Raw genomic sequence first — 22,943 nt, forward strand, 5'->3', positions numbered from 1 at the left:
CAACCCGTCTCTTTGACTCGTTGCTGGTAAGATAACACTCTACGGCTTCGATATAAGTTTCTACTGAAATCTTAGTCATACAAATACCCCCAAAGTTGTGTTCCAACTTTAGGGGTAAAGGTCAATCATGAGCTGCTTTAAGGTCATACTGTTTTTATTTTTCATCGGCTAAATTTAGTTATCTGTTGGCGTATCAGCATTGGCACCTGGCGTGTTGGAAAGGTTCCAAGTCAAGGTGTTGGTATATGTGCCTGCAGTCAGCAAAGTGTGTTTCTTGACATCCAACTTGTAACCTAACGTTACAGGAGTTTCACCAGCACCACCAGTGGTAACCGGCGTTGCTTCAGTGCCTACTGTGATTGCTTTAGTAGCAGTGTTTGGTGTGACACTCACTGTTGACGCGTCGTTAGCCCCTAATGCACCATTAAAACCTGAGGCGGTGACATTCAGCGTCCACTCCCCGTTGTCACCTAAGAAGTCTGAAACCGTAGTTGTGCCATCAGGAGTGCCCGCAACGTTTTCTAAACCATTCGTATACACATCACCAACATTGGCCTTACCAAAGTCAACATCTGCGGGTTGTGTCAAAGATAACGTGCCAGCTTCAACCGTCAATGTCGCTTTGTTTTCGGTCTTAGCTGGATCGGTCGTAGCCGCGTGCACACTAAGAGCACCGGTAGTAGCCGTCGCCAAACCTAATACAGTGACACTCATCATCAAACCTGCAATAACTTTTTTCATGGGTAAATTTCCACCTTTCACATTAACGTACACTCGACTTGTTACTTACAATTAATACTATAAGGGTGATTGAAATGATTTACAATAAGAAATCGATTAGAGAAACTGGTTGCCCAATAAAAAAAGCCTTGATTATCAAGGCTTTTGAATTGGGACTATATAATCATTCACGAATGCGCTTCGCATCTGCATAAAGTCTCAATTCGATGCATTAAGTTGTATACAATCTTTTTTCAGAATTTTCTATAATAATTCCGAAATAACCTCTTGCTGTGGGTTCATGAACTCATCAGAACTGCGGATCTCCGTGATCTCAATGCCATCCATGGCTCGTTGCAATAAGCCATCGATATCCAATTTACTTTCATAATATCGAGACTTTTCCAAGTTTGGCTTGGTTTTAGGACGCGGTGGCGCAAAAATCGTGCAGCAGTCTTCAAATGGCATGATGGACAGATCATAGGTGTCGATATCTTCAGCGACTTTGATGATCTCGTTTTTATCCATCGTCGCCACTGGTCGAATGATCGGCATGGTGGTCACATCATTGATCGCCACCATGGATTCCAAAGTTTGGCTCGCCACTTGGCCGACAGATTCCCCGTTGAAGATCGCTAAAGCCCGGCGCTTTTTGGCGATCATTTCCGCCAAGCGCAACATGAAGCGGCGTTGAATGGTCATTAAGTACCCTTCTGGCACGCCAGCTTTAACGGTTTCTTGGATCTCAGTGAATGGCACTTGGATAAATTTGATACTGCCGACATAAGGCGTCAACTTGGCAGTCAATTGCTTAGCTTTGGCTAACGCATTTTCAGATGTGTATGGTGGCGAGAAGAAATGCACCATTTCAATATCCACCCCACGCTTTAACGCCAGATAGCCGGCCACTGGTGAATCGATCCCACCAGAAAGCATCAACACCGCTTTGCCAGCAGTGCCAACCGGTAACCCGCCGGCACCTAAAATGGTGGTGGTGGACAAATAAATGGCTTCGCGGCGGACTTCTACGCGCAAGGTGATATCAGGATGCTTCATTTGCACCTTGAGATCTGGGCGTTCTTCAGTCAACAAATCGCCGATATTCAAGTTCATGCCGTTGGTGTCCAACTCAAAGGTGTGATCTGAACGCTTGGTCGCGACTTTAAAAGTCGAGCCGGCTGGGGCAGTTTCCTTCATTAACTCTAGGACTTTTTCATGCACCAAAGTCATGTCTTTAGGCACTTTGACTGACGGGGAGAAGTTTTGGATCCCAAACACTTGGCGCAAGCGGTTCATGACGCCAGTTGAATCTTCTCCATTGAGTTCGATGTGCAAGCGGTCGCGCTTAGGGCGAATGGTGAGGCCTGGGTATTCATGCAAAGCTTTGGTAATGTTGCCGTTTAAGCGGCCGATGAAGGCGCTGCGGTTTTTGCCTTTGGTAGACAATTCGCCATAGCGCACCATGATCATGTCGTATTGCATAAAAATTCCTTTCTATTTCAAGAACTATTCTTTAGGCATTAATTTTTCAAACTGCTTGTAGATCTTATCAAAAGCCGCATTGAATTCGTCAGCTTCTGCTAAGGTGTTGTTTTCATCTAAGCTGACGCGAATGGCGCTAGTGGCCAAATGCGGATCGGCATGCATCGCCGCTAAAGTCGACGATTCGGTGCCTTTCTTAGAAGAACAAGCGCTGGTCGTGGAAATGTAGATCTGATATTGTTCAAAGGCATGCACGATGGTTTCCCCGCGCACCCCGCGAATGGCAAAACATAAAATATGTGGCGCAAAGTCAGGCGTTAATTCAGAAAACAGGTGCACATTAGGAAATTGTTGCACGTGTTCAGCAATGCGTTGGCGGATCGCCGCTTGTTTTTTGACGTTACTGGCTTCATCTTGCAAGTGCAAGCGCAAGGCTTTGGCCATGGCGGCAACTGCTGGGGTGTTTTCTGTACCAGAGCGCAAGTTGTCTTCTTGGCCGCCGCCAGTCATCAAAGGCGCGATGTGCCTGCCTTCTTTGGCATAAATAAAGCCGGTACCACGAGGCGCATGGAACTTGTGCCCGGAAAAAGTAATGAAGTCGATACGCGGATTGCGTAGGGATTTCATTAACCCTTTGCCAATGGCTTGCACTGCATCCACGTGAAAATGCACCGTGGGATAGTCTTTAAGGATGTCGGCGACAGCATCGATCGGCTGCATGGCGCCAACTTCATTGTTAACAGCCATCACTGACACTAAGATCGTATCATCGCGCAATGCCGCTTTTAAATCCGCTGGGTCGATGAATCCGCGATGATCCACTGGCAGATAGGTCACGTCAAAGCCTAAGCTTTCCAGTTGCTTCATTGAATTGATGATCGCCGGATGTTCCACTTGGGTGGTGATCAAGTGCTTGCCAAAAGGACGCTTTTCAATGGCGGTGCCTTTGACTACCCAGTTATCCCCTTCCGTACCGCCAGAAGTAAAGAAGATCTCTGATGGTTTAGCTTGGATCAAGTCGGCGATTTGTTTGCGCGCCCCTTCTAGCATTTGAAATGCTTTATCGCCTAGCGCGTGCAGTGAACTCGGGTTGCCAGCAAAGTTTTGGGAAACTTTGTTATACGTGTCCAACGCCGCGGGATCGATTTTGGTGGTCGCGGAGTTATCAAAATAAATCATGAGTCGCCATTCCCTTTCAAATTGTAAGTTGCTGTTTGCGATTATAACATAGTCTTGAGTCGCTGTGCCACTGTTTGCCAGAAGTCAGTCGGCTGCGATATGGCCAAACAAAAACCGAGACATCAACGACATCTCGGCAATGAGTTAAAACAAGGCAGCGGATTGCGACTTCAGATAATCATTTTCAACTTTTTGGTACGCGCCTGGTTCGACTTTTTCTAACGCTGCGGCGATCACGTCTGCGGCTTGAGAGTAGTTGTAGTGTTGATACAAGTCTTTGGCTTGAGTGGCGGCAGCTTCCACTTCTTCGTGCGTGGTTTTATAGCGGTTGGCGTATTGCAACAATTGTTCGCACATGCCAGCAGAATCGACCACGGTGCGGCTTTGATCTTTGAGCTGATCGATATCTTCGCCGATTTTGATCAAGGATTTGGCGATCTCATCCAAGTTGATCTTCACTTGGTTCAAATCGCTTTCCAACTGTTTGAGTTCTTTGGTCACCACATTGAAGAAATCCAAGTATGGTCGCGGCAAGCCAGGCAGTTGATGGCGCGACACTTCATATTTGATATCGCGCAAGGCATTGGCGAAATCTTCAGCCGATGCCACCGCTTGGTGTTCGCGCGCTTGCAGATCCGACACGCCAGCGTTGATGGCTTGATGCTTGGTTTCAATGGTATGCAGATCTTCGCGAGTCTGGTTATAAAAGCTCAACACTTGCGAGTAGATCGCCGTGTTGTCTTGGATCTGATGTTGGGAATCGGTGAAGCTTTCGGCAATGGCATCAAGTTGATGATGCAAGTCTTCGGCGTCTTGTTCTTCGTGATGCGTTAACGTATAAGACTGGTTGAGGTGATCGAGTTCTAACAATAAGGTGTGGTTTTGCTTTTGGGCATGGCCAATGAATTGCCGCAAATCGCCGGTTTGTTTTTGCACGGCAGTTTTGGCTTTGAGTTCTTTTTCCATGGTGGCATATAAGCCGTCGATATTTTCGGCAGTGGCGGCGACATTATCCGCCAGATCGTCGACTTTTAAGTCTGTGATTTGATCATGTGCCAACTTCACGCCGGCTTGGGCTTTGGCGATCCCCGCTGGCACATCTTGGGTGAAAATGAAATGTTGCGCAGCTAATTCGTGATAGCCGGCATCAAGTTCTTCCAACTGCCCAGGAAATTCGTTGACCACCGTATTGACTAACTTCGGCAAGCGCGCGACTTCATCTTGTAACGTCGACACTGCCACCGTCAAACTGTCCATTTGCTCAGAAGCGGCCGCATGGTCACCAGATTCTGACACTGTGGCCACTTCATGTAACGATGTGGCAATGGTTTGCAACTCCGCTTCCAAGGCTGGCATCGCCGAATCAAAGGCATAGGATTTCGCCAAAATGGTTTTGCGCGCGGCTTGGTAATCTTCGCGTAAGGTTTTAAGTTGGTTGCGCACCGACACTTCGGCACTTTGGATCGCTGTGAGCGCCTTTTTGATCTTGGTCAACTTGGCGTCAGCGTCAATGATCGCCGCTTGGATCTGGCTTTGGGATTGGCGTACTTTCACGAATTGGAACTGTTTGTTTTCCAATTCCACGTCCAATAACGCCGTTTGTAACCCGGCCAGTTCATTTTCTACCACGTGTTGGTAGTCACGCTGCGATTTGGTGAACGCCCGTAGCGATTCGCCAGCCAAGCCTAAATTGGCGATCGTGCGGATCAACCCGCGCAACTCACCATTGTCGACTTTTTCTACTTCTTGATCTAGCTGATGCAACTTGACGGCATTATAGCGTTGCAATCCCCAGATGCCGCCAATGATGACGACCAATACCACTAGCACAACGATTATCCACATCATTTTCCAAAACACCTTCCACGATCACTGAACTCCGCATTGCAAAATCCGGTTAAGTTCACTATACTTCAGTAAGCCTGTCATGCGGTTTCACGTCCTTAGTTCATAGTATCTCAAAAACTGTTAAAACTTGAAACCTTTTATAGGAAAATATCCTGATATGACGCGAATTTGTAAAGGAAGGTCCCAATATGTCCACTCTTGATCCCATTTTAGTCGCCCAAGTTGACGCTTTGCTCGAAAATGAACCCAATCCCATCACCGTGTTAAGTAATGCCTCGGCACTGATCAACGCAGCGATGACTGATTTGAACTGGTGCGGGTTTTATTTCTACAGTGAAGCCACTGGTACTTTAGACCTTGGTCCCTTTCAAGGCCAAGTCGCTTGTACTCACATCAAGCCAGGCGCTGGCGTCGTCGGTACCGCTTATCAAAACGATGCCCCGATGATCGTGCCCAATGTCCATGAATTTGCTGGCCACATCGCTTGTGACGCGGCATCTAACTCTGAAGTGGTGGTGCCGATCCATGTCGATGGCAAATTAGTTGGCATTTTGGATATCGATTCACCTAAGTTGGACCGCTTCAGCCAAGCAGACCAAGACGTCTTGGTCGACGCCGCGGCTGCCTTGGCGAAACATCTTGACTTAGCGGCTTTGGCTTTGGTATACTAGTCGGCGAGTAATTTAATGCAGCAGTGAATGGCATGGTCGGCTCCAGTTTTGCAACCTATTGGTATGTTTAGTAACCGCGGCTGCACAATGGTGAAAGACTTAGCGAAACTGTCCGTGTGTTGAATTCACACATTAACTTACTCCAAATAAAATTTTTGGAGGAATTTCAATATGTCTCGTTATACTGGTCCTCGCTGGAAGCAATCTCGCCGTCTTGGCTTGTCGCTTTCCGGTACTGGTAAAGAATTAGCTCGTCGTCCTTATGCCCCTGGTGATCACGGTGCCAACAACCGCCGTAAGGTCTCCGAATACGGCCAACAACTTCGCGAAAAGCAGAAGCTTCGTTGGATGTACGGCATGAACGAACGCCAATTCCGTAACTTATTCGTTCGCGCCGGCAAGATCACTGAAGGCACTCATGGTGAAAACTTCATGATCCTTCTTGAAACCCGTCTTGACAACATGGTATTCCGCTTGGGCTTGGCAACCACTCGCCCACAAGCTCGCCAACTTGTTAACCACGGTCACATCTTGGTCGACGGCAAACGCGTTGATATTCCTTCTTACGAAGTAACACCTGGCCAAGTGATTGGCTTGCGTGAACGCTCCCAAAACTTGACTATCGTTAACGAAGCCATCGAAGCAACGGTTTCCCGTCCTGCTTTCGTAACTTTCGATGATAACAAGAAGGAAGGTTCCCTTGTTCGCTTACCTCAACGTGACGAACTCGAACCAGAAGTTGACGAATCTCTTGTCGTTGAATACTACAATCAAATTTTATAATTTTTATTATAATTTTATGATTATGAAAAGTCTGTGTGCTATGCACAGACTTTTTTTATTTTCTAAATCGTGCAATTAAAAGGGCATGTCGCCACGCAAACTTCATCTAGAAGTTTGCGTGGCGACATGCCCTTTTATACATATTTGGTAATTCTGCTTTTTACAGGATCTGGTTGTAATCGGCTACACAACAGTTGGCTGTTGTACTTGCAGGAAGCGTAGCTCTTGAAGCCTCTACGGTGACTGCAACTTACTCAGATAGGCCTTGGCTCGGCAGTGTGTGTTACCACACGCTGCTGTACACGCCGGGTAGTTAGCAGAGCTGAGGAGGTGAGTCGCCATACCCCCATGGTGATATTTAGTCCGATCCTCTTATTAAAATATTCTTTGCTGCGTTTTGGTCGCGAACGTGAAATATGCCACATTGTGGGCAAGACCACATTCGGTCCGTCAATGTTAATTTACTAGTACCCAGTGTTCCCATCACGAATTGACAGTTAGAGCACGTTTGCGAGGTGTGATACGGCGAAACGGTTCGGAAGCATTTGCCATATAATTGTGCTTTGTATTCAAGAAAAGTTAGAAAAAGTCGCCAGCCATTGTCTGCTAAGCGTAATGCAAAGGCGTGATTTTTCATCATTAACTTGCTCCGCAATTCTTCAGCAACAACCAGATCGTGGCTTTTGATCAATGTTTTGCTGACGTTATGCAGGAAGTTTTTCCTTTGATTGGCGACGCGTCGTTCAAGAAAGGCGAGATATTGGCGTTGACGTTGGTAATTTTTGGCGGTCGATAAAGCGCGTCCTTCTTTCTTCGCACGATGAGCACGTCTGTGGAGCTTCCGACGTGCGAGGCTAATTTTTTGAGCACTGGCATCATAGTACTTAGGATTGGCGATCGTATAACCATTAGAATCGACTAAGAAGTTGGATATATTAAGATCGATCCCGATAGCTGTTGCAGTTTTTGGTAAGGCTGCTTTGAATGGAAGCGGCGCTGACAGTTGGAATCCGACTGTATACCTGCCAGCGGCGTCACGCTTCACTGAGACTGTGCTGATCTTAATATCTTCTCGATCCAATAACCATTCGGGCAGTGGTTGCACGCGAATCGTCTCAAGCTTTGGCAACCTGACATGATTATGGTCGATGATTCGTACTGTGTCGGTTTTGCCACGATTGGTAATGCGGCTGGTCTGATAGCTTTGACACATTGACTTTTTATGAAAATTTGGTACGCGTGCCTCCGGAACTTTGACGAATCGGTTCCAGGCACGTTGATAGTTCGCACGCGCTCTGACAAATACGAAGGCATCCAGATTTCGATTCTTATCCAACCACTTGTATTGTTCTTTGATTCGGGTAGGATTGTAAATCTGCTCGGATAACCAAGCAATTACTTGTAATTGGCGCTTCACGTAGCTTTCTTGGTTACTGATCACTGATCGACCAATGTGCCGAGAGATTTGAAGGAGTAGTTTTAGTGCGCGAGTGCGTCGCCAGCGTTCATTGCCTAATGCAACCAAGCGATTGTACATAAATCGCGAAGCGTCTGAGTTCTGACGAATGATTTCTTTCTGCCGTGAAGATGGATATGCCGTCATCTTAACTCCAAGGTGGTAGGGTAAACTGCGAATGGTTGTTGTTGGTTTTCGTGGTTTTCGCGCTTTACCCGAACGATATCGAGCCATTGTTGTCACCTCCTAACGTATGGGATTGATTATACCAAGCAACTAGAACGTATGTTTGTGATTGGCGTGAAATCATGCTTATTCTTTGGTGTGCAAATATTGAGATAATTCTTACTCAATAGCCACTGGCTGGCACCAACTGAATGAAGCCAGGCAGAGTCTTGATGGGCACAAAAGCGTTGGATAAGAAGGTCAGCACCAAGATGATCATCATCGATAGACTGCCGATCAGTTCTGCGTTCTTGACCAGAAGCCCAACCAAAGCGAAGATCCAGGAAGTGGCCCAGCCGATGAACAGCGCCAAGAACAAGGCGGCCGCGAGCATTGGCAAGCTGACGCTGGGACGCCAGCCCATCGCAAAGGCCGTCATCAACGCCACAATGCCAGCCAGCAATAAGCGGACGAAAAAAGCTAGATTTTAATCTAGCTTTTTTCTATGTAACATTTTGTTTCATAATATCTTGCCAGTATTTCTTGAAAGATTTATTATGACGTCAGTTTCATCGATAGTTATGTCTGGGGGGCGCGAAAAGATAATGTTATATGAACATATTATGGAGGTGTAATTTATGTCAACAACTGGTCAAAATGTTCTCGATGAAAATGATCTGCTGGTGGCACTTCGGCGAAAAGATTCAACCATAACGGTTATAGGTCCTCTAGTTGGGAAAATGCAGCAACTGAAGCAGCGCCAACTTACTGATCGTGATCGACTCGGATTCGATGTCGGTAGTAGAGGCGTATTAACCGTTGTAGAATTCGTCTTAAACAGAATATTTCGCTCATTCAAGGGCAAGGATGCACAAGAGACTGAGATTAACGAAAGAATCCTTAATCTTTACACGATTGATACAAGTGATGCTGAACGAGCAGTCCTAACCTTGAAGCAATCACGTTACTGACTTCAAAGATAGCATTGGCTAAATTTCACTCCATTTTTCTACGGCCGTTGTTTTTGGTGGCTCTAATTACCAGATGCATATTGACCAGACAAACCGGAATATTGGCATTGCTAACACCAGCATGTTTTGCACGCACCAAACACGCAACTCTTGATTTTGCATTGCCTTTTTGGTGCGGACGGATTATCAAACTAAGTGCAATACTTTATCAAAGAACACCTCAGATAGACTTCGATAGTCTAAAACTTTTCTCAGTCGTCGATTTAGATTTGTGTACAAAGCACATTTCTGCTTGTTATCTTACGTATGTATTGAAACCCGCTCAATGGTGCATCTAGGTGCAAACTATTTCATGAGCTATCAATGATCTTCAAGAATCAGCCTTACAAAAGACTGATAGATTAGAACCCCTGCTGACAGAGATAGTCTCAGTTTTGCTCCTTATTACTAGAAGCGGTAATTTATTATTGTTTTTTGGGCCAAAGGTCTTATGCTTCGTGCATAAGGCTTTTTTTCGGGGAAATTTTTCTCGCCATCCCCAAAAAGCATTTTGACGCACTGGCCATGTGTTTCCCCTTTTCATTTAGAGACTAAACTGTGAGATCTCTTCATGGCTTACGAGGGTGTTTTCGTGGCAATGCTTTTAAAAGTCGTGAGACTCACCTTTATTCATACACCTCAAAAGCTGAAAAACGTCAACCAAATAATCAAATTAACTGCTGACGCAAGTTCCGTCTCCTATGGAACATACGGCGCGTCTGAATACTGTAGTAGGTCAAAACTGGACAGTTCTATTGCGTAAGGCATCAAAACTGTCGGCTACCAGCAATTACCCTCCTTAGTGCTGCAGGCTGGCCATCATCGCGTCGATAAACACATGCGCAGCAGGCGAAAGCTGCGTTGTTTTTGGCCAAATCAAACTGGCACGCCCTTCCAGGCTCGGTGAAAGCGGCACAAAGCGTAAGTTAGTGTCTGCCGTATTGACGATCCCATCAAGGCAAATCGCGATCCCGACACCTTGACTGACCATGATCGATGCGTTGTAGAGCAGGTTATACGTCGCCACCACATTTAGCTGTTGCTCGCTAGACCCAAGCCAATCGCGCAGCCTGTCAACACTGCCGCGCTGTCTAGTCATGATTACTGATTGATCCTGTAAGTCACTAAAGGCAACCGTCACTTGATGAGCTAAAGGCGAGTCATCTCTGACTAACACACCCCAGCGAGTAGTTCCCGCCAGGTTAACAAAATTGTAATCGGACTTGTCTGTGGGTTCCAGCACCACCCCAAAGTCGAAGAAGCCTGCCGCCATGCGTGCGTATACGTCCTCAGCATCGGTACTGTAAATATTTGCAACGACTTTCGGCGCTGTCTCGCGCATATGCCTGATCGCTGCCACCACCCCTGCCATCATCGGTAGCTCTGCACTACCGATCATGATACTGCCACTGACGTCATGCGTGCGCTGTACGTTTGCCACAGTCTTATCCGCCAAGCCGATGATCTGTCTGGCTTGATTGGCAAAGTATTCGCCTGCTTTCGTTAAGGCGATGCGGCGCTGTCCGCGCTCAAACAAGGTCACACCGAGTTGATCTTCTAAATCGCTGAGCTGCCGCGAAATCGTCGGCTGCGACACATGCAGCTTGTCCGCTGCTCGGGAAATATTGCGTTCTGCCACTACCATCAGAAAATACCGCAAAACTCGTAGCTCCATTAGCCAACCCTCCATACGTTTTGACTATAGTTTAGCATTCAATATAGGTATTCGACAGATTGCACTGTAGCCCTTAAGCTAATTATTGTCATCAGGAAGGAGGTCTTATCGTGACTATACCACTAGCACAACTGATCAATGCCGGTCCGGTCAGTTGGACTGGAACGCTGCCTGAACAAGTCGATGCGATCGTCGCTGAAACCAGTTCGCAATTGATTGCCTTTAACCAGAGTCGCGACGAAAACGAGCGGCGCCGCCTCTTGACGCACCTGTTAAGTAAGCCACTTTCAAGTAGCTCGGTGATCAATCCGCCGTTTCAAACAGACTTCGGCCGGCACACGGTTATCGGGGAGCACGTCTTTATCAACCGCGACTGTTTCTTCGTGGATCTCGGTGGAATCTATATTGAAGATCATGCTTTGATCGGCCCCCGAACCATGCTTATTTCTGTTGGTCACAATGAGGATCCCGCGCATCGCCGCGACCTAGTGCTCAAATCGGTCCGCATCAAAAAAGGCGCCTGGTTGGGCGCCAACGTCACCGTTAATCCCGGCGTGACAATCGGCGAAAACGCGATCGTTGGTGCCGGTGCCGTCGTCACCAAGGACGTTCCAGCCAACACTGTGGTTGCTGGTGTCCCAGCTAAGATATTGCGCCCTATTCATCACTCAATTGGATAATTATTAATTATGAATTTATGGAGGATCACTATGAAAGATACAATCTTTATTAAACCTGGCCAAGTGACCATTGAAAATGTCAACAAGCCAACTATTCAGGCACCTGACGACGTAATTCTTCGCATCGTCAGAGCTTGTGTTTGCGGCTCCGATCTATGGAACTTTCGCGGCCTCGACAAGACGGCTGAGCACTCTGAGAATACTGGACACGAAGCGATTGCAATCGTTGATGCAGTCGGCTCTGCGATTACGACCGTGATCCCCGGCGATTTTGTCATTGCTCCCTTCAGCCATGGTTGTGGCCATTGCGCTGCGTGCCTGGCAGGCTATGATGGCAGTTGCCTTAACCACGAAGATAATTTCAGCAATGGGGCCCAGGCTGAATACATGCGCTATCAGCACGCAGAATGGTCTCTTGTCAAAGTGCCAGGCCAGCCCGAGGACTACAGTGAAGATATGCTGAAGTCGCTGCTCTCCTTAGCAGACGTTATGGCCACGGGCTATCATGCCGCACGGACCGCAAACGTCAAAGTTGGCGATACCGCCGTGGTCGTTGGTGACGGTGCTGTTGGTCTCTGCGGCGTCATCGCAGCGAAAATGCGTGGCGCTAAGCGAATCATCATCATGAGCCGCCACGAAGACCGGCAGAAGCTCGCGTTGGAATTCGGTGCCACCGACATCGTTGCTGAGCGCGGCGACGAAGGTGTGGCTAAGGTCATGGCATTGACTAATGGTCACGGGGGCGACGCCGTTCTCGAATGTGTGGGTACAGAACAATCTGTCGACACCGCTGTTAAATGTGGTCGCCCTGGCGCAATCATTGGCCGCGTCGGTGTGCCTCACAATCCTAAAATGGATATGAGCCCCATCTTCTTCCGCAACACGATGATTGCTGGGGGCCCTGCGTCTGTCACGACTTACGACAAGCAAGTCCTGCTGGACGCGGTGCTGAAGGGTGACATTCACCCTGGTAAGGTCTTCACTAAAACCTATCAACTCGATGACATCCAAGCCGCCTATGAAGCCATGGACAAGCGAGAAGCCATCAAGTCCTATGTGGTCGTCGACTGATTCAACCACAATTACTAACCTCATCTCCATATAAAGATTTTGCTGCAGTATTAACGAACGACAAAGTCGATCTCCACAGATCAACTTTGTTGATGATAGGCTCCCTGGAATTGCGACGAAAGCCAGCAGCCTCATTTGCCAAATTAGTGGTGCAACAAGGTGCAAATAACTTCAAAGGCCATCGACCAGTATCAATAATTTTCAAGAAACACTTCCACAAAACACTGATACTTCAAGATAATTGATGACAGAGATAGGCTCAGTTTTGTTTTTTATTACCAGAAACTGTAATATTCGATTTCAAATACTTCATCGAAATATGGAAAAAGCATTTGGCCGTTTGGTCAAATGCTTTTTGGATACAATCAGTAAACTGGTCGGTCTGAGCCTTGAGTCGCCGGGTCGGCGATCCCGATACTGTCATTTGCCGCAAAACTCGGTTCCGCAACAATCTTAAGTACGACATCAGCGATACTCTGACGCGAACCTGACACGCCGACATATTGCTCATCCTTATGTGTGACGGTATATTTCACCTCATCACGGTCATTCAGCCAGGGCAGCCGCAGCGTTGTGTAAGTCAGGCCAGATTGGGCTAGGAGTTGGTCAGAATTCAGCGCGGTCTTCAAGCCACTCCCAACTGATGCTTTGTTCCACGCGCCAAATTTGCCCGGGACTTCGTCATAAATCCCCAGGACATTGGTATAAACGACCCGTTTCACTCCGGCCAGTTTCATGCCGGCAATCACGTTATTAGTCTGGCGATTATCTGCGCCGTGATCTACCACGCCGACAAAAACCAGATCTTGATTCTTCATGGCCCCGGCCACATCATCTGCGCTGTCTAAACTGCCTTCAATTAGGGTCACACACGAATTGTCAGCCAAATCCGCCAACCGTGCCTGATTGCGCAGGAATAAGGTGAGGTGAACGTCGTTAAACTGTTCCTCATTCAAGATACGCTGTTCCACGATGCGTGAGATCTGCCCGTTAGCGGCCATGATTAAAACATTCTTTGTCATTGTATTTGCTCCCTTTGATTAGCTGATGTTCTGAAGCCATTTGGTGATCTGACGGTCGGCCCGATCGACCCTGTTGCCAGCAACGATCAATGGTGTGGTGAAGTGCGTCGTCTGGCCGCCGACCATGTGCCGGATCTGGTCGATACTTTCGCCAGCGCCATAGCCGCCTTGTGACATGAACGGGGCTATGGTCTTGTCAGCCAAGCGCGAGCCATACGCCGTTAAGAACGCGGTCATCGGATGTGCCAGCGTCATCGCCCAGATGGGATATCCTAAATAGACAGTCGTGTATTGCGTGAGGTCCGGCATCTCCATGTTGAGCTCGGGCCAGCTTTGCGATTCTCGCTCTTGGTTGGCTCGCGCGAGCGTCTTGAAGTAATCACCCGCATACGGCTCCTTGACGACGATCTCTAGAATATCGGCCCCAGTCGCTTGGGCGATCTTCTGCGCAAGTAGTTCGGTGCTGCCCGAGCGGGAAAAATAGATGATCAGCTGTTTAGCCGATGGTGTGAACTTGCGAGTTGGCGCAACGCTGCTGTTCGTATCTTTCCCATCAGATCGCGTCCCGCGTCCGTGTCCCCACTCAGGGTCGGACTTGGCAAGTTGCGGCACCACCGCTTCATTAAATGATTGATTCAAACTATCGCTCCTCCAATCTTGTCCTGTTCTCTTAACATGACCACAGGATAAACCTTGAAGCGGACTCCAACGCAAGCCCTTCTGAAAATAACTTTTGGTCTTGCCTTGAACCCTGCTCCAAGGTTTACAATCGTTTTAGCATGATGAATAGGAGATGGTGACACGATGAACAAGGAACGTTTGATTGCATTTGAAGATGCGATTTTGGCAATTATCATGACGATCCTAGTCCTAGAGCTTCGCAAACCGAGCCAAGTCTCACCTCAAAGACTGTGGGCACTGCGCACGAATTTCTTCGCCTACGCCCTGTCATTCTTCTGGCTTGGTGTCATGTGGGTCTCGCACCACAATAATTGGCAAAAAGTGAAACAGATCAATATGTCTACCATTATGCTGACCCTGGTTCTGCTCTTCTTCGCATCACTATTCCCGTACACGACCAGTCTTGTGTCTGAGAATTTCAACAACATCACGGCGCAGACGTTCTATGGCGCCATCGTCATCTCGTTGCTCAACGTCGCCATTTCGGTCAATTTAGGCAAGCTTAATCCCAAGGCTAACTTCCATCTTCTATACACGACACCGAACTATATTGTCTATCCGGATCTTGGGCTTAAGCTAGCCGGTCTCTTGCTGGCAATCACCGTCTATCCGCCTGCCATGATGATTACCATCTTTCTTGCCAGTGCGATGCTGATGATCGGTTTTACCCAAGTCTAAGGAGAAAAATATGAATATAAAACAAGCTGCTGATCTGTTTGATTTAACCACTGACACCCTACGGTACTATGAGCGCATTGGCGTCGTGCCACCGGTGACGCGCAACGCCAGCGGTTATCGTGACTATCAAACCAGCGATTTAAACTGGATCTACCTAGTCAAATGTCTGCGCGATGCCGGCGTTTCAGTGGAATCGCTGATCGATTTTGCTACATTATCACAAGGGGACCGCAATCAGTCCGACCAAACTGCCCAGAAGGCCATCCTGCAAGAACAGCTCGACCGCCTCGAGGAAAAGCTTCAACAACTCCAGAAAACCAAGTCGCTGCTTCAGTACAAGATCGATACCTACGATGATCACATCGCGAAGTATGTCACGAACCCGAAAAAGCAAGAAGTTGAGCCGCTCTGGAAACAATTTGAAAAATAGGCTTGCCTTGAAGTCAACTCCAGGGTTTACACTCTCCATGTTGAACAAGAAAGGAAGCACAAAAATGAAAACTGTTAAATTAAACAATGGCATCGAAGTTCCGGTCCTGGGCTTCGGCACGTTCCAGATCACCGACCCGACTGAAGCAGAAAACGCGGTACGCAACGCCATTCAGGCTGGCTATCGGCACATCGACACCGCTCAAAGCTACTTAAACGAAGAAGCCGTTGGTCGTGGCATCGCCACTTCCGGCATCGCCCGCCAAGAGTTGTTTGTCACCACGAAAATCTGGATCGAAAATACCAGCTACGACGGTGTCATGGCTTCATTCGAACGGTCCTTGAAGCGCCTCGGGCTAGACTATGTTGACCTTCTGTTGATCCACCAGCCGTATAACGATGTTTACGGCGCTTGGCGGGCAATGGAAGAGTTGCAGAAGGCTGGTAAGGTGCGCGCCATCGGCATCTCAAACTTTGCGGTCGATCGCGCGGTCGATCTATCCCTCTTCAACGATGTCACCCCGCAAATCAACCAAATCGAGGTCAATCCTTTCCAGCAGCAAACCGAGAGCATCGCTGCCCTGCGCCAGGAAGGTATCGCCATCGAGGCCTGGGCGCCGTTTGCAGAAGGTAAGAACGACGTCTTCCACAATCCCGTCCTCACTGCGATTGGCGAAAAATATCAGAAGTCAGTCGCACAAGTGATTCTCCGGTGGCTGGTTGAACAAGACATCATCGTCTTGGCAAAGTCCACCAAGCCTGAACGCATGCAGCAAAACCTGGACATCTTCGACTTCGAACTAACTGACGACGACAAGAAACAGATTGCCACACTAAACGAAGGGGCAAGCCAATTCTTCTCCCACAGTGATCCGGCGATGATCAAAGCGCTGGCGGGCCGAAAACTGAACGTCTAGTGCGCTCACTGACATCCAGATGAAATCAGCTCAAAGCGCCTTGCCAGGTTTATACTAAAACTAGCAAGTGGGAAAAACGAGGCGTACGCATGCAAACAGCATTGATCTTGTTACTAGCAGGTTTAGGTGGCGGCTTGGTGTCGTCAATGGCGGGAATGGCGTCATTGATCACCTACCCGGTTTTGATCGCGCTAGGCGTGCCGCCAGTTTCCGCTAATGTGACCAATTCTGCGGCAATGATCTTTACCGGCGTTGGCGCTGGCTTGTCTTCGACTAAGGAATTGCGAGCTAACCGGCGTTTGATGCTGATCGTCACCAGCTATACCGTCATCGGCAGTATCATTGGTGCCTTGATTTTAGCGATCGCCCCTGCGGCAACCTTTGCCAAAGTGGTCCCATTTCTGATCGCTTTGGCTGGCGGTTTGATGCTGTATTCCGCATGGCATCGACCTAGTGGTGCGGGCAACACCACAACACTGACCGGTTGGCGTGTCGTCGCTCGCAATTTGATGATCGGCTTGGTCGGTGTTTATCTTGGCTACTTTGGCGCAGCAGCTGGGATCGTGATGTTGGCGATTTTATCGGTCAGCTTGCCGCTGACTTTTGGCGTGGCCAATGCGCTGAAGAACTTCACGACTTTTGCGGCGAACATCGTGTCACTGGTGATCTACGCTTTCACAACGCATGTTTACTGGCTGATGGTGATCCCGCTGGGGCTGGGGATGTTTATCGGCGGCATGCTCGGGCCCATGGTGGTGCGCCATGTCCCCCAACGCGCGATTCGCATTATCATTGGCATCGCCGCCTTTGGGTTGGCTGGATATTTCTTTTATACGGCATATTGCTAAGTGGAAAAACCGCTGAAGAGAGCATTAAGACGCCACGATCATGAGCCTTCCGTGCTTCAAGTAAGCCATGTTGTCACCTGTATCAATGCAGACGATGACATGGCTTTTTGTCGGCTTCAGGAATTCTCTAATAGTCGTTGATGAACGTTGATTCGTCGAGAATTCATTCAATCAACGTCCGATCGATCACACCCCGTCATGGATACCAAGCAAGTCATAAGGACTCAAAAAGCGCGTCTTCATGATGATCGCACAGACCGTTTCAGGTGTTTCTGGCTCGGCGGCTTGTAACCAAGTTTGGATGATACTAAACAGCCCTGAGATGATCAGCTCCCACGCATAGTCTACCGGAATATCTGGCGTCAACGCGATGCGATTTTTTAGTTGGTGAAGCCGTTGACTGATGGCTGCACGAACCATTTTCTTCAGCTGATACTCAAAACGGGGATCCCCAGCTGGCCCCAAAAGCACTTTGAATAAGTCAAACTCTGAGGCAACCAAGCCCACCACTTCTTCAACCACTGGGTAAGTCTTTGCCTGCGACTTGGCTGGCATGATCATCGTGTCGGCAAAGTCGGCCTGGAAAAATTGGGCCAGCCGAGTGGTCAAGTCGGCTTCGTAATGCGCAAGTAAGGCATACTTATCAACGTAATGAAGATAAAACGTTCCGCGATTGATCTTGGCGGCTTTGGTAATGTCACTAACGGTGAGTTTTTCAAACGGCTTCGTCTTCATCAAGGCAATAAAGGCCTGTTTGATCTTGTCTTCAGTTGCCACGATTTTTTGATCCATGGCTGATCCTCCTTGAATTTGAATTTATTATTCCCCACCAGTCACAATAATTCAACTGAGTGGGCGCCTTTCGACGATCAGGATATTGAAATCAACACTTATCACAAATCTGCTTATTGCAGGCGATCTGAAGCAGATCTACCATGAAATTGAAATAGACATAGTGTTCATTTGAAAATAAGGAGCTGATTTGATGACTGGTATTATCGATGTCCATACGCACTACCTGCCGAAGATCTACACAGACGCCTTGAAACGCCATATTCCCGGCAACCCTGATGGCTGGCCGACTCCAGATTGGCAGCCGGAGACGACTTTAGAGTTCATGAAGAAAAATAAAATCAGCTACTCGCTGCTTTCCTTGTCTTCGCCACACTTCAATTTTGGCGACCGCCAAGAAACGCGACAAATTGCCCGTGAAGCCAACCAAGAAGGTGAACAGTTGGCGATCACCCATCCCGATCAGCTCGGCTATTTGGCATCGCTACCACTGCCTTATGTCAACGATGCCATCGCTGAGATCAATTGGACGCTGACTCATCACGCACGCGGGTTCACGGTTCCGACTAACACCCGCGGCATTTATTTTGGCTCGCCAATTTTCGATGAAGTTTATGCCCAGTTGAACGCAGACAAAGCCATTGTGGCGATGCACCCAAACCAGCCTTCGCAACTGCCACAAAACGTCAACATCGACATGCCGACACCTTTAATGGGCTTTTTCATCGATACGACGATGACTTTCATGAACCTGCTGAAATACCACTTCTTTGACAGGTTCCCAGACATCAAACTGATCGTTCCGCATGCCGGCGCGTTTTTAGGGATCCTCGCTGATCGCGACGAAACTTTTGTGAAGGCCCAATATCAAAGCGATCTATTTGCGGCAATGAAACACGTTTATTTCGACACAGCAGGCGCGGTGTTTCCACGGCAGTTGCCAATGTTGTTGACGTTAGCCGATGAGCATCACATTCTCTATGGTAGTGATATTCCTTATACTGATCTAAAAGCTTCCAGCCAATTACTGAGTGTGATCGTCAATGCGAATGATAAAAAGGCGGTGCGCAAGCTAAAGCTCGTTCAAACGGCACATCACTTTGACCATTTTTATGAACAACACAAACCCCTTGCCCAGATCCCAACGCTTTTGGACATGCTCGTCAAAATGATGAACGGTGCTGAGATCTTGACGCCAACAATGAAGCAAGAGATCCTCACCGATAATGCCCAAGCCTTGCTACAACTGTGAACTAGCCCCTTTGTTTGTCGCGTGACCTGAAAAAATGTCCTGTTCACAAATTGTGAGCAGGACATTTTTTCAGTTATTGAGGTTTCACGTCGCTAAGATCTTCACCATTGGTTTGGATCACGTGCTGATACCAATAGAAGGAATCTTTACGGCTGCGGGCCAGCGTGCCCTCGCCAGCATCATTTTTATCAACATAAATGAAGCCATAACGCTTGTCCATTTGGCCAGTGCCGGCAGATACCAAGTCGATGCATCCCCATGGCATGTAGCCTAATAAGTCCACACCATCTTCATCAACGGCTTTTTCCATTTCGGCAATGTGTGCGCGCAAGTAAGCTACGCGGTATGGGTCGTGAACGCTACCATCTGACTCAACTTTATCAACGGCGCCTAAGCCATTTTCAACGATCATCAAAGGCAATTCATAGCGCTCGTAAAGCCAGTTCAAACTCCAGCGCAGGCCTTGTGGATCAATGGTCCAGCCCCATTGCGTGGTGTTGAGATAAGGGTTTGGCACGATTTCTTTTTCGCCGACAAAATCGTAATCAGAGTTGTCACTTTGATGGGCCACTGTGTTTGAGGAATAGTAAGAAAAGCCGATATAATCCACCGTGCCAGCTGCCAAAGCTTTGCGGTCAGCATCGGTGATGTCTGGACGATAGCCGGTGCGCTTGAAGTAAGCTTCCATGAAGGCAGGATAGTGGCCACGTACATGCACGTCGCTCCACCAAGTGCGCTTTTGCATGGCTTTTTCGGCCATGAACAAGTCTTCTGGCTTGCTGGAAGCCGGAAACATGGGCGTGAAGTTGATCATGCAACCGATTTGGTTAGTGGGATCGACTTCATGCCCAGCTTTAACTGCCAAAGCCGATGCCACCAGTTCATAATGCGACGCTTGATACATGGCGCTGGCGCGATCGGCGTCAGTGGCGTCTTTGGGGAACAACAAGCCAGAGTTGGTCGCCATGGAAAACTCGCGGTTATAATCACACTGGTTGTCGATTTCATTAAAGGTCATCCAGTATTTGACCACGCCTTTGTAGCGCTTGAAGCAAGTGGTGGCAAACCGCACGAAAAAGTCGATCAAGCGGCGATCCCGCCAGCCGCCATATGCGTTGACCAAATGCAGCGGCATTTCAAAATGACTTAACGTGATCACTGGCTCAATACCATATTTGTGGCATTCAGCAAACACATCGTCATAAAACTTCAACCCGGCTTCATTCGGCTCAGTTTCATCCCCATTCGGAAAGATCCGCGTCCAAGCGATCGACGTGCGAAAGGCTTTAAAGCCCATTTCCGCAAACAACTTGATGTCTTCTTTATAGTGGTGATAAAAGTCGATAGCGTCATGATTAGGGTAATTCAACCCTGGTTGCACCCCAGCTGGGGTGATCTTTCGCTCCACCCCATTGGCGCCGGCAGTCATCACATCGGCGATCGACACGCCTTTACCGCCTGCTTGCCAGCCGCCTTCAAGCTGATGGGCCGCCACTGCGCCGCCCCATAAAAATCCGTCTGGTAATTTTGCCATAAACGCAATTCCCCCTTAGCTGTTACTACAATTTGTACTCAAGTTCATTATAGTCCGCAAAATGAAAAATGACGTAGCCTTTTCATTTGCCAGCGAAACCATCGAAAATCATCAGCTTGCACTGAGGTAGTTAGCCGGCTAACTATCTCCAAGAGACCTCCTCGAATACCCTCGCACCGTGATATTAGGCCAAATCGTGTTGCCAAGAATTTGTGTGCCTGGGCTATAATCGCTTGATTTTTCAGCCTTCCGTCTGGCGCCAACTTTAGCCAAAACTGCTACACTGAAATCAGCTGTTTTAACCCGATTCAATTTTTTGGAGGAAGCCATGAGCCAAACGATTTTGATGGTTGAAGATGACCCAACCATTGCCGATACGATTACCGAATACTTAGCCAAATGGCGCTACGACGTTCACACTGTACAAGATTTTGCCCATGTGGATCGCGAATTTGCGGCCTGCTCACCAGATCTGGTCTTGATGGACATTCGCCTGCCTTTTTTCAATGGGTTCCACTGGCTGGAAGTCTTGCGGCGCACTTCCAAGGTACCGGTGGTTTTCTTGACGAGTGTCAACGACGATATGACCCTGGTGATGGCGATGAATATGGGCGCTGATGATTATCTCACCAAGCCCATCGAGTTGCCGGTACTGCTCGCCAAGCTTCAAGGCTTGCTGCGGCGCGCTTATGAGTATCAGCAAGCCGATGGCATCTATCACGCCGGCGCCTTTGAGCTGTCTGCTTTAGACAACCGGGTGTCGCGAACCGCTCAAGGCGAGCAGTCTGCACAAAGCGTCGATTTGTCCCCGACAGAAACGCGCATCATGCGCTTGTTGTTTGAGACCCCAAGTGCAGTGGTGGCGCGCGAAACGATCATCCACAAACTTTGGGAAAACGATGCTTTTATCGATCAAAACACTTTGGCCGTCACCATGAATCGCTTGCGGCAAAAAGTGGCCCCAATCGGCTTGGATACCGTTATCCAAACCGTTCGCGGTGAAGGTTATCGACTGGCGGTGCCAGCAAATGCATGATCTGGTCGCTTACTTGCGCGCCAAAGCCCTGACTTGGGCCGCAATCTTGATCGTTTTGCTGGTGGTTGGGGTAATCGTTTTCCTCGAAGATCTGCCCATCACCGCCTTGATCGACGTGTTGGTGATCAGCGCTGCCTTGTTAGTGCCACTGATCGGCTTTGATGCGTGGCGCTGGTGCACAAATTACCGCAACTTGAAAGCCACCCCTAAAGATGATCCTGTTGGCCAAATGCCGGCACCCATAGATGCCCTTGCCGCATATTACCAAGCAATCATCACCACCCAAAATCAAGCACGAGTATCGGCGCAAGCAGACGCGAAAAAGCAAGCGCAAGCGCTTAGTGACAATTTCGGCTTGTGGAGTCATCAAATGAAAACCCCGCTGGCAGCGCTGGACTTGTTGCTACAGGTGCCACCTGTCGACCTTGACGCCGCTCGCAGTGAAGTCAAGCGCATCGACCGCTATGTGCAAATGATGCTGACATACATCAAAATAAACGATGTCAACCGCGACTTGGTGTTGAAACCAGTCTCACTGACCAAACTGTTGAATCACGTGGTTCGTGACTTAGCGGATCTTTTTATTGGTAAGAATTTAGCCGTTGACGTGGCCCCACTGCCCACGGTGGTTTCAGATACTCAGTGGCTGCGCTTCATCTTTGAACAGCTCTTGACGAACGCGGCCAAATATACCCAAACTGGTGGGGTCCACATTTATGCTAAGGTGATGCCGTGGCGATCGCAGATACCGGCATCGGTATTGCGGCTAGCGACTTGCCGCGTTTATTTGAGCCAGGCTTTTCCGGCTACAACGGGCGCATGAACCAAAAGGCCAGCGGGTTGGGCCTCGCAATGAGTCGATCCATCGCCGAAAAAATCGGGTTGAAGCTCAGTGTGACCTCACAAGTTGGCGTCGGGACCAAAGTGTTTATCCACATGGCCCAGCAAACTTGGCCGAGTGAGTAACCACGACTTGCCTTACAAAAGCGTAAGGTGGCATCAAGCATCGTAAGT

23 protein-coding genes and 1 pseudogene are annotated in these 22,943 nt (G+C 48.5%); 13 read left to right on the forward strand and 11 right to left on the reverse strand.

The genetic code is table 11. The features are described from left to right. Nucleotides 1–174: 174 nt before the first annotated feature. The 4 genes from ACKTSG_RS06530 to ezrA all read right to left on the reverse strand — a co-directional run bounded on the left by ACKTSG_RS06530 (nucleotide 175) and on the right by ezrA (nucleotide 5,229). Nucleotides 175–741 (reverse strand): WxL domain-containing protein, encoded by a 567-nt coding sequence (locus ACKTSG_RS06530; RefSeq protein ID WP_407893134.1) that lies wholly within the window; start codon nucleotides 739–741, stop codon nucleotides 175–177. 243 nt (nucleotides 742–984) lie between these two features. Next, nucleotides 985–2,202 carry a tRNA uracil 4-sulfurtransferase ThiI gene (gene thiI, locus ACKTSG_RS06535; RefSeq protein WP_407893136.1) on the reverse strand — a complete coding sequence of 406 codons (1,218 nt, stop codon included), beginning with the start codon at nucleotides 2,200–2,202 and terminating at the stop codon, nucleotides 985–987. Between the two features lie 24 nt (nucleotides 2,203–2,226). Next, nucleotides 2,227–3,381 carry a cysteine desulfurase family protein gene (locus ACKTSG_RS06540; RefSeq protein WP_407893138.1) on the reverse strand — a complete coding sequence of 385 codons (1,155 nt, stop codon included), beginning with the start codon at nucleotides 3,379–3,381 and terminating at the stop codon, nucleotides 2,227–2,229. 144 nt (nucleotides 3,382–3,525) lie between these two features. Next, nucleotides 3,526–5,229, reverse strand: coding sequence for a septation ring formation regulator EzrA (gene ezrA, locus ACKTSG_RS06545; protein ID WP_407893140.1), 1,704 nt, complete (start codon nucleotides 5,227–5,229; stop codon nucleotides 3,526–3,528). 188 nt (nucleotides 5,230–5,417) lie between these two features. Between ezrA and ACKTSG_RS06550 the strand changes: the two genes are divergently transcribed. Together ACKTSG_RS06550 and rpsD are read left to right on the forward strand one after the other, a co-directional pair. Beyond that, nucleotides 5,418–5,900 carry a GAF domain-containing protein gene (locus tag ACKTSG_RS06550; protein ID WP_407893142.1) on the forward strand — a complete coding sequence of 161 codons (483 nt, stop codon included), beginning with the start codon at nucleotides 5,418–5,420 and terminating at the stop codon, nucleotides 5,898–5,900. A 171-nt stretch (nucleotides 5,901–6,071) separates the two neighbouring features. Further along, on the forward strand, nucleotides 6,072–6,683 hold the full coding sequence (rpsD, locus tag ACKTSG_RS06555; RefSeq protein WP_407893144.1) for a 30S ribosomal protein S4: 612 nt from the start codon (nucleotides 6,072–6,074) through the stop codon (nucleotides 6,681–6,683). Nucleotides 6,684–7,041: 358 nt separating this feature from the next. On the opposite strand, the gene ACKTSG_RS06560 is transcribed toward rpsD, so the two are convergent. Further along, entirely contained in the window at nucleotides 7,042–8,373 is a 1,332-nt protein-coding gene (locus ACKTSG_RS06560; protein WP_407893146.1) for an RNA-guided endonuclease InsQ/TnpB family protein, read from the reverse strand. Between the two features lie 133 nt (nucleotides 8,374–8,506). After that, nucleotides 8,507–8,773, reverse strand: a pseudogene (locus ACKTSG_RS06565) (ABC transporter permease); the annotation flags it as partial. Nucleotides 8,774–8,942: 169 nt separating this feature from the next. Here ACKTSG_RS06565 and ACKTSG_RS06570 point away from each other — a divergent pair. Beyond that, nucleotides 8,943–9,275 (forward strand): hypothetical protein, encoded by a 333-nt coding sequence (locus ACKTSG_RS06570; RefSeq protein WP_407893148.1) that lies wholly within the window; start codon nucleotides 8,943–8,945, stop codon nucleotides 9,273–9,275. An 838-nt stretch (nucleotides 9,276–10,113) separates the two neighbouring features. On the opposite strand, the gene ACKTSG_RS06575 is transcribed toward ACKTSG_RS06570, so the two are convergent. Then, nucleotides 10,114–10,989 (reverse strand): LysR family transcriptional regulator, encoded by an 876-nt coding sequence (locus ACKTSG_RS06575; protein ID WP_407893150.1) that lies wholly within the window; start codon nucleotides 10,987–10,989, stop codon nucleotides 10,114–10,116. A gap of 107 nt (nucleotides 10,990–11,096) precedes the next feature. Between ACKTSG_RS06575 and ACKTSG_RS06580 the strand changes: the two genes are divergently transcribed. Together ACKTSG_RS06580 and ACKTSG_RS06585 are read left to right on the forward strand one after the other, a co-directional pair. Beyond that, the gene (locus ACKTSG_RS06580) at nucleotides 11,097–11,669 is read left to right on the forward strand and encodes a DapH/DapD/GlmU-related protein (protein ID WP_407893205.1); all 573 of its coding nucleotides are present in this window, start codon (nucleotides 11,097–11,099) and stop codon (nucleotides 11,667–11,669) included. Nucleotides 11,670–11,699: 30 nt separating this feature from the next. Then, nucleotides 11,700–12,740, forward strand: coding sequence for a zinc-dependent alcohol dehydrogenase family protein (locus tag ACKTSG_RS06585; protein WP_407893151.1), 1,041 nt, complete (start codon nucleotides 11,700–11,702; stop codon nucleotides 12,738–12,740). Between the two features lie 365 nt (nucleotides 12,741–13,105). On the opposite strand, the gene ACKTSG_RS06590 is transcribed toward ACKTSG_RS06585, so the two are convergent. Both ACKTSG_RS06590 and ACKTSG_RS06595 read right to left on the reverse strand, forming a co-directional pair. Further along, on the reverse strand, nucleotides 13,106–13,762 hold the full coding sequence (locus ACKTSG_RS06590; RefSeq protein WP_407893152.1) for an NAD(P)H-binding protein: 657 nt from the start codon (nucleotides 13,760–13,762) through the stop codon (nucleotides 13,106–13,108). Nucleotides 13,763–13,780: 18 nt separating this feature from the next. Next, nucleotides 13,781–14,401, reverse strand: coding sequence for a flavodoxin family protein (locus ACKTSG_RS06595; RefSeq protein WP_407893154.1), 621 nt, complete (start codon nucleotides 14,399–14,401; stop codon nucleotides 13,781–13,783). Nucleotides 14,402–14,566: 165 nt separating this feature from the next. Here ACKTSG_RS06595 and ACKTSG_RS06600 point away from each other — a divergent pair, with 165 nt between their 5' ends. The 4 genes from ACKTSG_RS06600 to ACKTSG_RS06615 all read left to right on the forward strand — a co-directional run bounded on the left by ACKTSG_RS06600 (nucleotide 14,567) and on the right by ACKTSG_RS06615 (nucleotide 17,315). Further along, a complete protein-coding gene (locus ACKTSG_RS06600; RefSeq protein WP_407893156.1) occupies nucleotides 14,567–15,121 on the forward strand; it encodes a TMEM175 family protein in 555 nt (184 codons plus the stop codon). Nucleotides 15,122–15,131: 10 nt separating this feature from the next. After that, nucleotides 15,132–15,551, forward strand: coding sequence for a MerR family transcriptional regulator (locus tag ACKTSG_RS06605; protein ID WP_407893158.1), 420 nt, complete (start codon nucleotides 15,132–15,134; stop codon nucleotides 15,549–15,551). A 64-nt stretch (nucleotides 15,552–15,615) separates the two neighbouring features. Then, a complete protein-coding gene (locus ACKTSG_RS06610) occupies nucleotides 15,616–16,467 on the forward strand; it encodes an aldo/keto reductase (protein WP_407893160.1) in 852 nt (283 codons plus the stop codon). Between the two features lie 89 nt (nucleotides 16,468–16,556). Further along, entirely contained in the window at nucleotides 16,557–17,315 is a 759-nt protein-coding gene (locus ACKTSG_RS06615; protein WP_407893162.1) for a sulfite exporter TauE/SafE family protein, read from the forward strand. 186 nt (nucleotides 17,316–17,501) lie between these two features. Here ACKTSG_RS06615 and ACKTSG_RS06620 read toward each other — a convergent pair whose 3' ends face one another. Then, nucleotides 17,502–18,107, reverse strand: coding sequence for a TetR/AcrR family transcriptional regulator C-terminal domain-containing protein (locus ACKTSG_RS06620; RefSeq protein WP_407893164.1), 606 nt, complete (start codon nucleotides 18,105–18,107; stop codon nucleotides 17,502–17,504). Nucleotides 18,108–18,300: 193 nt separating this feature from the next. On the opposite strand from ACKTSG_RS06620, the gene ACKTSG_RS06625 reads away from it, so the two are divergent. Further along, nucleotides 18,301–19,359: an amidohydrolase family protein gene (locus tag ACKTSG_RS06625; RefSeq protein ID WP_407893165.1), complete on the forward strand. Its 1,059-nt coding sequence runs from the start codon at nucleotides 18,301–18,303 to the stop codon at nucleotides 19,357–19,359. Nucleotides 19,360–19,432: 73 nt separating this feature from the next. Here ACKTSG_RS06625 and ACKTSG_RS06630 read toward each other — a convergent pair whose 3' ends face one another. Beyond that, complete coding sequence (locus tag ACKTSG_RS06630; protein WP_407893167.1) at nucleotides 19,433–20,893, reverse strand: 6-phospho-beta-glucosidase; 1,461 nt, start codon at nucleotides 20,891–20,893, stop codon at nucleotides 19,433–19,435. Between the two features lie 328 nt (nucleotides 20,894–21,221). Between ACKTSG_RS06630 and ACKTSG_RS06635 the strand changes: the two genes are divergently transcribed. From ACKTSG_RS06635 to ACKTSG_RS06645, 3 genes are read left to right on the forward strand one after another with little or no spacing between them, the layout of a single operon-like run. Beyond that, complete coding sequence (locus ACKTSG_RS06635; RefSeq protein ID WP_407893169.1) at nucleotides 21,222–21,929, forward strand: response regulator; 708 nt, start codon at nucleotides 21,222–21,224, stop codon at nucleotides 21,927–21,929. Further along, complete coding sequence (locus ACKTSG_RS06640) at nucleotides 21,922–22,752, forward strand: sensor histidine kinase (RefSeq protein WP_407893171.1); 831 nt, start codon at nucleotides 21,922–21,924, stop codon at nucleotides 22,750–22,752. The genes ACKTSG_RS06635 and ACKTSG_RS06640 overlap by 8 nt, the downstream gene beginning before the upstream one ends. Then, nucleotides 22,662–22,895, forward strand: coding sequence for an ATP-binding protein (locus tag ACKTSG_RS06645; RefSeq protein ID WP_407893172.1), 234 nt, complete (start codon nucleotides 22,662–22,664; stop codon nucleotides 22,893–22,895). The genes ACKTSG_RS06640 and ACKTSG_RS06645 overlap by 91 nt, the downstream gene beginning before the upstream one ends. The last annotated feature ends 48 nt before the right edge of the window (nucleotides 22,896–22,943 follow it).

Source organism: Lacticaseibacillus salsurae (assembly GCF_045862175.1).
In the GTDB taxonomy this organism is placed as follows: Bacteria; Bacillota; Bacilli; order Lactobacillales; family Lactobacillaceae; genus Lacticaseibacillus; species Lacticaseibacillus salsurae.

Coding starts and splice junctions, on each gene's coding strand:
- ACKTSG_RS06530 (WP_407893134.1), bottom strand. CDS start 741: ATGAAAAAAGTTATTGCAGGTTTGATGATGAGTGTCACTGTATTAGGT.
- thiI (WP_407893136.1), bottom strand. CDS start 2,202: ATGCAATACGACATGATCATGGTGCGCTATGGCGAATTGTCTACCAAA.
- ACKTSG_RS06540 (WP_407893138.1), bottom strand. CDS start 3,381: ATGATTTATTTTGATAACTCCGCGACCACCAAAATCGATCCCGCGGCG.
- ezrA (WP_407893140.1), bottom strand. CDS start 5,229: ATGATGTGGATAATCGTTGTGCTAGTGGTATTGGTCGTCATCATTGGC.
- ACKTSG_RS06550 (WP_407893142.1), top strand. CDS start 5,418: ATGTCCACTCTTGATCCCATTTTAGTCGCCCAAGTTGACGCTTTGCTC.
- rpsD (WP_407893144.1), top strand. CDS start 6,072: ATGTCTCGTTATACTGGTCCTCGCTGGAAGCAATCTCGCCGTCTTGGC.
- ACKTSG_RS06560 (WP_407893146.1), bottom strand. CDS start 8,373: ATGGCTCGATATCGTTCGGGTAAAGCGCGAAAACCACGAAAACCAACA.
- ACKTSG_RS06570 (WP_407893148.1), top strand. CDS start 8,943: ATGTCAACAACTGGTCAAAATGTTCTCGATGAAAATGATCTGCTGGTG.
- ACKTSG_RS06575 (WP_407893150.1), bottom strand. CDS start 10,989: ATGGAGCTACGAGTTTTGCGGTATTTTCTGATGGTAGTGGCAGAACGC.
- ACKTSG_RS06585 (WP_407893151.1), top strand. CDS start 11,700: ATGAAAGATACAATCTTTATTAAACCTGGCCAAGTGACCATTGAAAAT.
- ACKTSG_RS06590 (WP_407893152.1), bottom strand. CDS start 13,762: ATGACAAAGAATGTTTTAATCATGGCCGCTAACGGGCAGATCTCACGC.
- ACKTSG_RS06600 (WP_407893156.1), top strand. CDS start 14,567: ATGAACAAGGAACGTTTGATTGCATTTGAAGATGCGATTTTGGCAATT.
- ACKTSG_RS06605 (WP_407893158.1), top strand. CDS start 15,132: ATGAATATAAAACAAGCTGCTGATCTGTTTGATTTAACCACTGACACC.
- ACKTSG_RS06610 (WP_407893160.1), top strand. CDS start 15,616: ATGAAAACTGTTAAATTAAACAATGGCATCGAAGTTCCGGTCCTGGGC.
- ACKTSG_RS06615 (WP_407893162.1), top strand. CDS start 16,557: ATGCAAACAGCATTGATCTTGTTACTAGCAGGTTTAGGTGGCGGCTTG.
- ACKTSG_RS06620 (WP_407893164.1), bottom strand. CDS start 18,107: ATGGATCAAAAAATCGTGGCAACTGAAGACAAGATCAAACAGGCCTTT.
- ACKTSG_RS06625 (WP_407893165.1), top strand. CDS start 18,301: ATGACTGGTATTATCGATGTCCATACGCACTACCTGCCGAAGATCTAC.
- ACKTSG_RS06630 (WP_407893167.1), bottom strand. CDS start 20,893: ATGGCAAAATTACCAGACGGATTTTTATGGGGCGGCGCAGTGGCGGCC.
- ACKTSG_RS06635 (WP_407893169.1), top strand. CDS start 21,222: ATGAGCCAAACGATTTTGATGGTTGAAGATGACCCAACCATTGCCGAT.
- ACKTSG_RS06640 (WP_407893171.1), top strand. CDS start 21,922: ATGCATGATCTGGTCGCTTACTTGCGCGCCAAAGCCCTGACTTGGGCC.